Annotated in this window: 11 protein-coding genes and 1 pseudogene; 9 read left to right on the top strand and 3 right to left on the bottom strand. The window is 39.4% G+C overall.

The genetic code is table 11. The features are described from left to right. Window positions 1-81: 81 nt before the first annotated feature. Window positions 82-1,202 (bottom strand): annotated as a pseudogene (locus ACFOSE_RS05075) (IS3 family transposase). Window positions 1,203-1,303: 101 nt separating this feature from the next. After that, window positions 1,304-2,269, bottom strand: a complete 966-nt coding sequence (locus ACFOSE_RS05080) for an asparaginase (RefSeq protein WP_380431281.1) — start codon at window positions 2,267-2,269, stop codon at window positions 1,304-1,306. Between the two features lie 71 nt (window positions 2,270-2,340). Between ACFOSE_RS05080 and ACFOSE_RS05085 the strand changes: the two genes are divergently transcribed. Beyond that, on the top strand, window positions 2,341-3,747 hold the full coding sequence (locus tag ACFOSE_RS05085) for a Cof-type HAD-IIB family hydrolase (protein WP_380431282.1): 1,407 nt from the start codon (window positions 2,341-2,343) through the stop codon (window positions 3,745-3,747). A gap of 1,152 nt (window positions 3,748-4,899) precedes the next feature. On the opposite strand, the gene ACFOSE_RS05090 is transcribed toward ACFOSE_RS05085, so the two are convergent. After that, window positions 4,900-5,349, bottom strand: coding sequence for a universal stress protein (locus tag ACFOSE_RS05090; RefSeq protein ID WP_380431321.1), 450 nt, complete (start codon window positions 5,347-5,349; stop codon window positions 4,900-4,902). Window positions 5,350-5,516: 167 nt separating this feature from the next. Here ACFOSE_RS05090 and ACFOSE_RS05095 point away from each other — a divergent pair, with 167 nt between their 5' ends. The 8 genes from ACFOSE_RS05095 (at window position 5,517) to ACFOSE_RS05130 (ending at window position 13,160) form a co-directional block, all read left to right on the top strand. Then, entirely contained in the window at window positions 5,517-6,731 is a 1,215-nt protein-coding gene (locus tag ACFOSE_RS05095; RefSeq protein WP_380431284.1) for a pyridoxal phosphate-dependent aminotransferase, read from the top strand. 201 nt (window positions 6,732-6,932) lie between these two features. Then, window positions 6,933-7,718 carry a GTP-sensing pleiotropic transcriptional regulator CodY gene (codY, locus tag ACFOSE_RS05100; RefSeq protein ID WP_380431285.1) on the top strand — a complete coding sequence of 262 codons (786 nt, stop codon included), beginning with the start codon at window positions 6,933-6,935 and terminating at the stop codon, window positions 7,716-7,718. 324 nt (window positions 7,719-8,042) lie between these two features. Then, a complete protein-coding gene (locus ACFOSE_RS05105; protein WP_380431287.1) occupies window positions 8,043-8,594 on the top strand; it encodes a cysteine hydrolase family protein in 552 nt (183 codons plus the stop codon). A gap of 219 nt (window positions 8,595-8,813) precedes the next feature. Then, a complete protein-coding gene (gatC, locus tag ACFOSE_RS05110) occupies window positions 8,814-9,116 on the top strand; it encodes an Asp-tRNA(Asn)/Glu-tRNA(Gln) amidotransferase subunit GatC (RefSeq protein WP_380431288.1) in 303 nt (100 codons plus the stop codon). Further along, complete coding sequence (gene gatA / locus ACFOSE_RS05115; protein WP_380431289.1) at window positions 9,116-10,582, top strand: Asp-tRNA(Asn)/Glu-tRNA(Gln) amidotransferase subunit GatA; 1,467 nt, start codon at window positions 9,116-9,118, stop codon at window positions 10,580-10,582. Before gatC ends, gatA begins: the two co-directional genes overlap by 1 nt. Further along, a complete protein-coding gene (gene gatB, locus ACFOSE_RS05120) occupies window positions 10,582-12,021 on the top strand; it encodes an Asp-tRNA(Asn)/Glu-tRNA(Gln) amidotransferase subunit GatB (protein WP_380431290.1) in 1,440 nt (479 codons plus the stop codon). The genes gatA and gatB overlap by 1 nt, the downstream gene beginning before the upstream one ends. Before the next feature lie 103 nt (window positions 12,022-12,124). Continuing rightward, window positions 12,125-12,781, top strand: coding sequence for a TetR/AcrR family transcriptional regulator (locus ACFOSE_RS05125; RefSeq protein ID WP_380431291.1), 657 nt, complete (start codon window positions 12,125-12,127; stop codon window positions 12,779-12,781). Continuing rightward, the gene (locus tag ACFOSE_RS05130) at window positions 12,774-13,160 is read left to right on the top strand and encodes a hypothetical protein (RefSeq protein ID WP_380431293.1); all 387 of its coding nucleotides are present in this window, start codon (window positions 12,774-12,776) and stop codon (window positions 13,158-13,160) included. Before ACFOSE_RS05125 ends, ACFOSE_RS05130 begins: the two co-directional genes overlap by 8 nt. Window positions 13,161-13,301 lie beyond the last annotated feature (141 nt).

Raw genomic sequence — 13,301 nt, forward strand, 5'->3', positions numbered from 1 at the left:
GCTTATCTTATTTATGACTAGTTAAAAAAGCGGGGACAAAAGGGCACTGCCCCCTCATATGGGACAGAAGAAAAACACTTTTTATGCGACCAGTTTTCTGTAATCTACAGGAGACAGGACATTAATCTCTGTTGAATTCTCATTTCATTATAAAATATGATGTAATTTTTAACAACATCTGTTATACTATCCTTGGTTAGGTTTCTCCAGTATGGAGATAGAAGATTTCAGATTTTAGTATAGAATGAAACCATTCGATAAAGGCATTATCCGCTGAGGTTCCCTTTCGGGACATGGAGCGGGTGATGCCTTTTTTGTGCATGCCTGATAGTAAGCCTTTGAGGTGTAAACCGATTCCTGATTACTGTGCAAGATTGCTCCTTGAGGTAATTCCAATTGATTGAGCGTGTCCAGAACGACGTTTGTATCCTGACAATCTGAGATGGTATAAGCCACAATTTCACGATTGTAGAGGTCCATGATAGAGGATAAGTAGAGCTTACAGTTCCAAAAGTAGAGGTAGATAATATCTGTGACAAGTTTCTCCATCGGCTTGTCCGCTTAAAATCACGGTCTAGCCTGTTCTCCGTCACATAGCAAGGTTCCCCTAGATTTGGCGCTTTTTAGGGCGCGTCCGACAGAGCTATCCATTCTCTTCCATGATACGATAGACCTTCTTCTGATTGACGACGAGTCCATGACTCTTCTTGAGCAATCGGGTGACAGTGCGATAGCTATAGATAAACGAATTATCCATACAGAGTAGCTCAATTTTCTTGACAATTTCGTCTCTTTTCTCAGACTTCTCTCTTTCAGCTTTCCAACGGTAGAAAGTGGAGCGTTTGACGCCGAAAACAGTTCAGAATGATTGCGATAGAAGACCTTATATTCTTCCACCAGCTTGATAAGACTTACCTTGTCGGTGGCCTTACCAAGCTCCGGTACTTTTTAGAGTTCTGCCTGCAAACGTAACTGTTCCACTTCAGATAACTGTTCCATCCCTTTACCGTAGGTATACCGTTTCCCCACAGGTGTTGATGGAAACGGTGTAGTTCTTCGTTCTCATACCATCTCATCCAAGTATAGATTTGACTGTCATTCTTAATTCCCAAAGTCTCCTTGATGACCTTATTGGATTTGCCTGTTTTTTTCATTTCGATGCAGACTAACTTAGTTTCTAACGAGTATGCTTTTTTGACCATAACAAAACACTCCTGTTTCTGGTTTACTAGATTTCAAGGAGTGTTTTTATTGTGTCGCATTTTATGGGGCCAGTGCCCTTTTGTCCCAGTCTTTTTTATAGTTATCCTTCGATATAGTCTTTTAATTCTGCCTCTTTTAATTCTGCATTGAGTGCGATGAGCAGTTTAAGTCGAGCTTTTTGACTGTTGAGTTCTTTTATAAACATGACTCCAGATTCTGCTAACTTGACACCGCCTCCAGAATAGGCGTAGACAGGTTCGGCGATTCCATTGAAACAACGCGAAACCAAGACGACAGGAATATCTTGTGACAAGAGTGTTTTGATTTCCTCGGCAGCTTCCGGTGGAAGGTTGCCTGCCCCGAGAGCCTCGATGACAATTCCGTCAATTTTTTGTGGATCCAGCAGGCTGAGGATTCCATCTCCCACTCCCATTCCAGCGTAGGCTTTAATGATAGGAACAGTTCCGGTGATGCTCTGAAGATCAAAGCGAACACGGGGTTCCGCCGTTTTGAAAAAGAGAATCTCTTGTTTGGTGAGGATTCCTAATGGGCCATGGGTTGGCGTACTGAGGGTAGCAACATTAGTAGTGTGAGTTTTGGTGACATACTTGGCGGCATGAATTTCATCATTCATCACGACTAAGACCCCCTTACCTGCTGCTTTATCATGACTAGCGACACGCAGGGCAGATAGATAGTTATAGATCCCATCGCTTGCCAGTTCATTAGAAGAGCGCATAGCACCAGTCAGGACAATGGGAATATCTGGGACAGCCATAGTATCGAGAAAGTAGGCTGTTTCTTCAAGAGTATCCGTTCCATGAGTGATGACCACACCGTCAAATTGACCAGCAGTTTCCTTAATTTTATGATATAGTGCTAGCATGTGGTAGGGAGTCATGTGAGGACTGGGAATATTGAAAAAATCGATAACGGTCAAATCAATATCGGCTAAATTCAAACCGACATGTTTCATGGGATTGTCAGAGCTGGAATTGAGCTTGCCTTGATCATCAGCCTGCATTGAAATCGTTCCACCTGTATGAAGTACGAGGATTTTTTTCATCTTAAGTATTATTCTTTCCAAATTGTGTTATAATTTATTTTAACATAATTCACCTGAAAGGAGATTCTGATTTGGCGATTAAAGCAGTTTTTTTTGATATCGATGGCACACTTTTAAACGATCGTAAAAATGTTTCCCATTCGACCCAAAAAGCAATCAATGCACTGAAAAAACAGGGTATTTTGGTTGGTGTAGCAACAGGGCGCGGACCAGCTTTTGTCAGCCCTTTTATGGAAAATTTAGGCCTAGATTTTGCTGTAACTTACAATGGTCAATACATTTTTACCCGTGATCGAGTTATTTATCAGAACCAGCTTCCTAAATCAACTGTCTATCGTCTCATTAAGTATGCTTCAGATCGCCGCCGTGAGGTTTCTTTGGGGACCTCTGTTGGTCTCTTGGGATCTAATATCATCAATATGGGGACCAGCCGTTTTGGTCAGACTATCAGTCGCATTGTACCTAAAAAACTAACCAGGATGGTTGAGCGAAGCTTTAAAAATATTATTCGTCGAATTAAACCGCAGAATTTTGAAACTTTAACAACCATCATGAGGGAACCAGTCTACCAAGTAGTTATGGTTGCAACAGAAGGTGAAACAGGCAAAATTCAAGAAAAATTTCCTCACATCAAAATTACCCGGTCTAGCCCCTACTCGGCAGATCTCATTTCGCAAGGACAATCAAAAATCAAGGGGATTGAACGCTTAGGCAATCAGCTTGGCTTTGATCTATCAGAAGTAATGACCTTTGGGGATTCGGAAAATGATATTGAAATGATGGTTGGCTCAGGGATTGGTGTGGCCATGGGGAATGCCACAGAAGTCGTCAAACAAAGTGCTTCTTATATCACTGATTCTAACAATCAAGATGGCATTGCTAAGGCCTTGTCCCACTATGGGCTCATTCACCTAGATAGTGAAAATGATTTTCTATCATCCGATGAAAATTTCAACAAAGTGCGTGACTTCCATCGCTTGATGGATGAAGAAACCAATAATACTCCTCGTGTTTATGGACTAGAAGAAGCAGGTCATCGCGCTGACTTCAAGCTTGAAGAAATCGTTGAATTTATCTATGCAGGTAGTCAAAATGATCAAGAATTTGAAGAAGCAGTTCAAAAACTGCATCAGGCTATCGATAAAGCTGCCGCTAAGGTTCAGTCCAAAGAACATCCAGAAAGTCCTCTGATTGGGCAAGTAGATGCTTTGGTAGATTTACTCTATTTAACCTATGGTTCATTCGTATTAATGGGAGTTGATCCTGGCAGCATCTTTAACATTGTCCACAGTGCTAATATGGGTAAAATCTTCCCTGATGGTAAGGCTCATTTTGATCCGGTGACACATAAAATATTGAAACCCGATGATTGGGAAGAAAGATTTGCGCCAGAACCAGCTATTAAACGTGAGGTCGACCGTCAATTACAAAAAGCCCTCAGCCGTAGCACTCAGAGTGATAAATCAGAAATAAGATAAAAGTGGGACAAATCAGTAATTTCAAAGAAATTTGATTTTGTCCCACCTCCGCATAATTGGCTAGGTTGGTCGCTATTACTTGTTTTACAAGGGATAAGATCTGCTATCCAGCCACTGTGCCTTGCAAGTAAATGATAAAATATTAGAGGTTGGGAACCTTTGCCCAACCTTTTTTCAGTCATAAAAGTAATTAAATTATCCAGAATATTTTTTTAATCAACCATATTTCAAGGACTAGGCTATTAATTAGTTTGTTTGATAATAAATTAATTTTGATATAATTGTTGCCCCTGTCCCATTAGGATTACTACTCTTTACTTTTTAAAATCGTTTAATAAGGCTTGAAAAATTTCTTCGACTATGGGAATCTCAATTCTTATCTCCTAAACAAGATGGTAGGGAGTTTCAAAAGCGGTATCTGAAGCATTAGGACCAAAATAAGTTAGTCTAACGATTTTCTTCTTGTTCTAGTTCTCTATTCATGGTTTCAATGAATGAAAAAATTCCCATTCTAGAAGCCAGATCAACACTATAATAGGGGAAAGCTAGTGACCATCAGCAAAACTATCGGAATGAACGATCGTTACACCATTTTGCCCATTCATTAGTGATAAAAGTTTTTAGTCACAAGAATTGTACCCAGAAGATTAATATCTAAAATCATTTTTATATTTTTTTTCGAATGATTAACAAAGACTTTCAGATATCTACGTCTGTGGCATGATAACAAAATCAATAGAATCTGACCAAGAACGGATAAGTAGAAATAACATCTTCTCTTGATAGCTGATTAGTAATATCAATAGTTTCAAATGGAAGTTTACTGGAGAGCTTTCTGGGTAATGATCTAATTTTCTAAGTAGAACAAATCAGTCTTTTCGCTCAAAAGAGCTTTAACACAGGCTATTTCCTAAGCCATCACTAGCTCCAATAATGACAATTCTCTTGTGTTCAAATGCTTGTGTCATTTATTTTCTCCTTAGTAATAATATATTGATATTACTTATACAGATAGTTTTACTTTTAGAATTATTTGACCATGTTATCATTGCTAACAAAAGATAAATTTTTATAAAAATACCCTTAAGTTGGATGCCAAGTCCAACTTAAGGGTATTGGTCATAAGTAAGTATTAGGCATTTATTTAATCAACTACAATGTTTTTTGTTCATCACGGACGACTAAGATATCAACCTTAGCATGACGCATGATATATTCAGAAGAAGAACCAATCAAGAGGCGTTCAAAATTGTTCAGACCGGTAGCGCCAAGCAGAATCAAATCAATGTTCTCACTTTGAGGAATCTCAACTGCCAGTAGCCGTTTAGGATTACCAAATTCTATGACTTTACGGACTTCTTTAACACCTGCTTCTTTAGCCATTTGAATATAGTTATCAAGTAAGGTGTTAGCTTCCTTTTCAAGATTTTCATAAGTGAAAGTATCAACTGCTGCGACATTTTGGATGGCGCGTGTATCAATAACATGAGCCAGAATCAACTTCGCATTATTTCTTTTGGCAACAGCAACGCCTTTTTTAAAGGCTAACTCAGCCTGTTTTGAACCATCAACAGCAACCATTACATGTTTATAAGCTTGAATCATATCTAGTCCTCCTTGAATTTCTTCCTATTAGTTATTATAACTCTTTTTCATAATTTATGAAAGCGATTCCCAATTTTTTCCATCATTTTTTAGGAGACTTATAAAAATTTGTTTTAATTTCTAGATAATTTAAGCTATAATATAAACCAACAGAGGTTAATAGTATGAAACAATTTGATAAGTCATCCAAGTTGGAGCATGTTGCTTATGATATTAGAGGGCCGGTCCTTGATGAAGCCAATCGCATGATGGCTAATGGTGAAAAAATTCTTCGTCTTAACACAGGGAATCCTGCAGAATTTGGTTTTACAGCACCAGATGAGGTTGTCCGAGATTTGATAACCAATGTTCGCAACAGTGAGGGTTATTCTGATTCCAAAGGAATTTTCTCTGCCCGTAAGGCTATCATGCAGTATTGTCAGGTTAAGGGTTTTCCTGATGTGGATGTTAATGACATTTATATCGGGAACGGTGTCTCGGAGATGATTTCGATGTCGCTTCAGGCCCTTCTTGATGAAGGAGATGAGGTCTTGATCCCCATGCCTGACTATCCCTTGTGGACTGCCTGTACCAGTTTAGCTGGTGGCAAGGCGGTGCATTATATCTGTGATGAACAGGCAGATTGGTATCCGGATATTGATGATATTAAGTCCAAAATCAGTTCCAACACCAAAGCTATCGTTATCATTAATCCTAATAATCCAACAGGAGCTCTCTACCCTAAGGATATTTTAGAAGAGATTGTTGAAATTGCCCGTCAGAATGACTTGATTATTTTTGCGGATGAAATTTATGACCGTCTTGTTATGGATGGAGCTCATCATACCGCTATTGCTAGTCTTGCGCCAGATGTATTCTGTGTTTCCATGAATGGCCTGTCTAAGTCGCATCGCATCTGTGGTTTCCGTGTGGGATGGATGGTCCTATCGGGGCCTAAAAAAAACGTTAAGGGCTATATTGAAGGTCTTAACATGCTTTCCAATATGCGCCTGTGTTCTAATGTCTTGTCCCAGCATGTTGTTCAAACCTCTCTGGGAGGTTATCAATCAGGCGATGAACTTTTAGTTCCTGGAGGTCGTATTTATGAGCAGAGGGAATTTATCACGAAAGCTATCAATGATATCCCAGGTTTATTAGCTGTTAAACCAAAAGCTGGTCTCTATATCTTCCCTAAAATTGATCAAAATATGTATAAGATTGATGACGATGAAGAGTTTGTTTTGCAACTCCTTAAGCAAGAAAAAGTTATGTTGGTTCCAGGGAAAGGGTTTAACTGGCATAAGCCAGATCACTTCCGAATTGTTTACCTACCAAGAGTTGAGGAATTGGCTGATGTTCAGGAAAAAATCACTCGTGTTTTAGCCCAGTATCGCCGTTAATTAAATTAATTTATTACTTTTAATAGGAAGGCTGGACTTTTTATCCAGCCTTCCTATTTTATAAAATCCGAACGTTCTTATAAAATTGGACAGAGTTGTTTATAATTTTAGAACAATAAGGAATATTCAGATAATTTTTGCAATTCCCTTCTTACTTTGATATAATAAACTGAATAATGAATAAAAGAAGGAAGCAAGAAAATGGTAAGTTTATTAGAGAAAACAAGAAAGATCACTTCCATTTTGCAGCGTTCAGTTGATAGTTTGCAAGAAGAATTGCCCTACAATATTATGGCCTTGCAGTTAGCTGATATCATCGACTGCAATGCCTGTATTGTTAATGGTAGTGGTAGCCTTTTGGGCTATGCTATTAAGTATAAGACCAATAATGACCGTGTCGAAGAGATTTTTGATGCCAAACAATTTCCAGATGACTACCTACGTGGAATTAGTCGAATTTATGATACAGAGTCAAACATCCCAGTTAGCAGTGAATTGACCATTTTTCCAGTAGAATCAAGAGATGTCTATCCAAATGGCCTAACGACTCTTGCCCCTATTTATGGCGGTGGTATGCGTTTGGGTTCTTTGATTATCTGGCGTAATGATGATGAATTTACCGATGACGACCTTATTTTGGTTGAAATCGCAGCAACCGTAGTTGGCCTCCAGTTGCTTAATCTGCAGACTGAAAATCTGGAAGAAACTATCCGTAAGCAAACAGCTGTGAATATGGCTATCAATACCCTTTCCTACTCCGAAATGAAGGCTGTGGCCGCTATTCTCAATGAGCTAGATGGGGTGGAAGGCCGTCTGACAGCTTCGGTGATTGCGGATCGTATAGGGATTACCCGCTCAGTTATTGTCAATGCCCTTCGAAAACTAGAAAGTGCTGGTATTATTGAAAGTCGCTCTCTTGGTATGAAGGGAACCTACCTCAAGGTGATTAACGAAGGCATTTTTGACAAAATTAAAGAATTTGAATAGATGACCTGTTTATTACTTTTTGATGTCAATGACAGAAATAATTAGCAAGTTAGGGTTAAAAATGTTAGTATAGCAAATGTAGAGATAATAATATTTTACAAGCTCTACAATTTGACCATGCTCTAAGTATGGTTAATGGGGGCGCCGCTACCCTATTATTAAATCTTCGCTTATAGTTAAGGTGCCTCTCCTTCCTCTTCTGAGTTCTAGTAACTAGAGGAGGATTTTTTATTCAAGTTATCAAGGCAGAGTTGAATGCCTGCAATCTTGCAGTTTTTAAGAAATTTTGTATAATGAGGATAATAACAGCAAGGAGCTATTGTAATGACTAAAGCATTGATTTCAATTGATTACACCTATGATTTTGTGGCTGATGATGGAAAACTAACAGCTGGCGCAGCAGCTCAGGCTATCGCTGCTAAGATTGCTCAGGTAACTCAAGAGGCCTATGATAATGGAGATTATATCTTTTTTACCATTGATGGTCATGACGAAGGAGATCGGTTTCATCCTGAGACCAGGCTTTTTCCGCCTCATAACATCAAGGGAAGCAGTGGTCGTGATCTCTATGGTCAACTAGCACCGGTTTATGAGGCTATCAAATCTGACAGCCGTGTTTTCTGGATAGATAAACGCCACTATTCAGCTTTTTCCGGAACAGATTTGGATATTCGCTTGCGGGAACGTCGAGTTACAACAGTTGTTTTAACAGGTGTGCTATCCGATATTTGTGTCCTCCACACAGCTATTGATGCTTACAATTTAGGATATGATATTGAAATTGTAAGCTCAGCCATTGCTTCTCTGTCACCGGAAAATCATCAATTCGCTCTCAATCATTTTAAAAATGTCTTGGGTGCTAAAATTATAGAATAAAACCAAAGACGGTGAATGAAAGAACTTCATCGTCTTTTAATGATAGAGAGATCATCAGCTCCAGCTCTTTATTGAATTTATTTAGTATCTTATAAGAGTACTCGTAAAGCGGATTTTGTGGTATAATCTTAAAGACTGTTTGAAATTTTTGCAAGTAATGATGAACTAATCATTAAAAATAATTTTTAAGTTTGATAACTGATAGGAAAAGGAGAAATTATGAAAATTTCTGAAGAAGAAGTAAACCATGTGGCTCACTTATCGAAATTATCGTTCTCAGATCAAGAAAGGACCGGATTTGCTGCTACCTTGACCAAAATTGTTGATATGGTAGAACTTTTAAATGAAGTAGATACAACCGGTGTGCCAGTTACCACAACTATGGCAGACCACAAGACGGTCATACGTGAAGATGTGGCAGCAGCTGGTGATAACCGCGATGACCTCTTCAAAAACGTCCCTCAATCTGAAAATTACTATATTAAAGTTCCAGCAATCTTGGATGATGGAGGAGATGCTTAATGTCTTTTAATGATAAATCAATCACAGAATTACACCAGCTTCTTGTCTCTAAGGAAATCTCAGCGCTTGATCTGACTGAGGCGACACTTGAAGATATCAAGAACCGTGAAGGAAGTGTTTCTTCTTTTATAACTATCGCAGGAGAAGCTGCGCTGACACAGGCTAAAGCGCTTGATGATAAAGGTATTGATCCCGATAATGTCATGGCAGGGATTCCTTTAGCTGTTAAAGACAATATTTCTACCAAGGGAATTTTGACAACAGCGGCCTCTAAGATGCTCAACAATTATGAGCCTATCTTTGATGCGACGGCAGTTGAAAAACTCTATGCTAAAGATATGATTGTCATCGGTAAAACCAATATGGACGAGTTTGCTATGGGAGGATCAACTGAAAATTCATACTTTAAAACAAGTAAGAACGCTTGGGATCAAACCAAAGTTCCTGGTGGTTCATCAGGCGGCTCGGCGACAGCCGTTGCGTCAGGACAAACTCGTTTGTCTTTGGGATCAGATACAGGGGGGTCTATCCGTCAACCCGCTTCTTTTAATGGTGTTGTTGGCCTCAAACCAACTTACGGAACAGTATCGCGTTTTGGTTTGATTGCTTTTGGGTCATCCTTGGATCAGATTGGTCCCTTCTCTTTGACAGTTGAGGAAAATGCCCAGCTGCTCAATGTTATTGCTGGAGCAGACCATAGAGATTCAACTTCTGCACCTGTTCAGATAGCTGATTTTGCTAGTAAGATTGGTCAAGAGATTAAAGGGATGAAGATCGCCTTGCCAAAGGAATACCTTGGGGAAGGAATTGATCCAGAAGTTAAGGAAATTATTTTAAAAGCTGCCAAGCAGTTTGAAAAACTGGGTGCGACTGTTGAAGAAGTCAGTCTTCCACACAGTAAATATGGTGTAGCTGTTTATTATATCATCGCCTCATCGGAAGCTTCTTCCAATCTGCAGCGTTTTGATGGGATCCGTTACGGTTTCCGAGCAGAAGATGCCAATAGTCTTGAGGAAATCTATGTTAAAACTCGTAGTCAAGGTTTTGGTGATGAGGTTAAGCGCCGTATCATGCTGGGGACCTTCAGTCTATCATCAGGCTACTACGATGCTTATTTCAAGAAGGCAGGTCAGGTTCGTACCCTGATTATTCAGGATTTTGCCAATATTTTTGCGGATTACGATTTAATTTTGGGTCCTACGACGCCAAATGTCGCTTTTGATCTTGATACTCTTAATCATGATCCTGTTGCCATGTATTTAGCTGACCTGTTGACTATTCCAGTCAATTTGGCTGGTCTACCGGGGATTTCGATTCCGGCAGGCTTTGTTCAAGGTTTACCGGTTGGCTTGCAGCTGATTGGTCCAAAATATGGCGAGGAAGTTATTTATCAAGCGGCAGCTGCTTTTGAAGCCACAACAGATTATCATAAGCAACAACCTGTGATTTTTGGAGGTGACGCCTAATGAACTTTGAAACAATTATCGGACTGGAAGTCCATGTTGAGCTGAACACCAATTCCAAAATCTTCTCTCCATCATCGGCTCATTTTGGAAAAGAACCAAATACCAATACTAATGTTATTGACTGGTCCTTCCCTGGCGTCTTACCTGTGATGAATAAGGGTGTTATTGATGCGGGAATTAAAGCTGCTCTGGCGCTTAATATGTCTATTAATCAACACACCCACTTTGACCGTAAGAATTATTTCTATCCTGACAACCCTAAAGCCTATCAGATTTCACAATTTGATGAACCTATCGGTCATGATGGTTGGATTGAAATCGAACTAGAAGATGGTTCAACCAAAAAAATTGGTATTGAACGTGCTCATTTGGAAGAAGATGCTGGGAAAAATACTCATGGAACAGATGGTTACTCTTATGTTGACCTCAACCGTCAAGGGGTTCCTCTGATTGAAATTGTATCGGAAGCTGATATGCGCAGCCCAGAAGAAGCTTATGCTTACTTGACTGCTCTCAAAGAGGTTATTCAATACACAGGTATCTCGGATGTTAAAATGGAAGAAGGCTCCATGCGGGTTGATGCCAACATCTCGCTTCGCCCTTACGGTCAAGAGGCATTTGGTGTCAAGACCGAGCTGAAAAACCTTAACTCTTTCAATAATGTGCGTAAGGGCTTAGAATTTGAGATCGAACGACAAACCAAGCTTCTGCGTTCTGGTGGACAGATTCGTCAGGAAACACGTCGCTATGATGAAGCCAATAAAGGAACCATTCTCATGCGGGTCAAGGAAGGTTCGGCGGATTATCGTTACTTCCCAGAGCCGGATCTGCCACTCTTTGAGGTGTCAGACAAGTGGATTGAAGAAGTCCGTACAAGCTTGCCGGAGTTTCCAAAAGAACGACGCGCTCGCTATGTGGCTGAGCTTGGTTTGTCATCCTATGATGCTGGCCAGTTAACAGCCAGTAAGGAACTTTCCGATTTCTTTGAAAGGGCTGTCGCTTTGGGAGGCGGTGCCAAGCAGGTTTCTAACTGGCTGCAGGGTGAAGTCGCTCAATTCCTAAATAGCGAAGGCAAAACCATTGAGCAAATTGAGCTAACACCAGAAAATCTGGTCGAAATGATTGCCATCATTGAAGACGGAACAATCTCGTCCAAGATTGCCAAAAAGGTCTTTGTGCATCTGGCTAAAAACGGCGGTGGTGCGCGTGATTATGTTGAAAAAGCAGGGCTGGTCCAAATTTCAGATCCAGCAGTTCTGCTTCCTATTATTCATCAGGTTTTTGCTGATAATGAAGCTGCGGTTGCTGATTTCAAGGCCGGGAAACGCAACGCTGACAAGGCATTCACTGGTTTTCTCATGAAAGCAACTAAAGGTCAGGCCAATCCGCAGGTTGCTCTTAAACTCTTGGCACAGGAACTGGCCAAGTTGAAAGAATAGTTTAAAAGTCAGTTTTGAACTGGCTTTTTCTTATTGATAATTTTATAAGTGTCTGTTATAATCAAAAAAAGACTAAAGGTCTGTTTTCGTGAGGCTTATGTAAATGAAACAAGAAGAAAAATCATTTCAAACACAAAGGAAGATAAAGCAAGCGGCTTTGTCCTTATTTGCTGAAAAAGGCTATCAGAAAACAAAAATGTCTGATATTGTTGATGTAACGGCTCTGTCAAAAGGTGCGGTTTATCATCATTTTAAAAGTAAGAAAGAAATCTTGCGACAGCTAATGATGGATGAAATGAACGAGCTCAACCAACAGCTGGAACTATTGGCAAGTCAAACCTACCAGTCAGCCAAGAAACGGTTGATTAATTTAGTTGATAATTTGATTACGAACCAGTCTCTTCAAAAGCTTACGACAATTAACTGGGCTGAGAAGGTGCCGTTTGGTTTGTTAAGAACTTTGAGAAATACAGTGAATCACCTGACTCCTTATGTGGAATGGATGATTGAGCAGGGGAATCAACAGGGAGAATTTAACTGTCCTTATCCTTTTGAGACGGCCAGTGTCTTCTTAATCTTGGTTGATGTCTGGTTAGATCCCATTATTGCAGAAGATCCTTTTACCACTCTAGCTAAGAAAATTGATTATATAGCCTTTTATTTAGAACAGAGTGGACTGTCGATTATTTCGGCAGAAAAGAGTGAAGAAATTAAAAAAGCATTGAAGTTCATGTATAAAGGAGGAGACACAAGTGAATAAATTTTTAAAGATAATGTTTGTTCTAGTCATTGTGGCAATGACTGGAGCAACATTGCTACAATTATTCTTTCCTGATTATATGGGAAGGCATTCGAGTTATGGAGTAGCTTACGGTTGGCAAAGGGAAATTGCTTTCTGGAATATAGCTATGATCATTATTTTACTGGCGGTTAATATCAAGTACGATTGGTTCTATTTGCAGGCTGTACTTTTAGCATTGATTGTGGGAGGAACTTGCATTGGAACCAATCATTTAGTGCGTTTTATCGTTCATCAGTCTTTTATTAATGGCGTTGGTGCATTGGAAAATTATCTTTTAGTTCTTGGCTGGTTTCTTGGTTGGTTGATTGAATTGAAGACTAGAAATATTAAGGTATAAGTAGTTTTAGTTCTGAGAGGACCTTGTTCGAAAAATAAACGATTTGATTAAAATGTAATTATTTTATTTTTACAAAAAAGCAAGCTATTTTGGCTTGCTTTTTCTTTTATCTTATATTATAATCAAATAAACTAGTGAAAA

It is taken from the genome of Streptococcus dentapri, assembly GCF_042649885.1.
Lineage (GTDB): Bacteria > Bacillota > Bacilli > Lactobacillales > Streptococcaceae > Streptococcus > Streptococcus dentapri.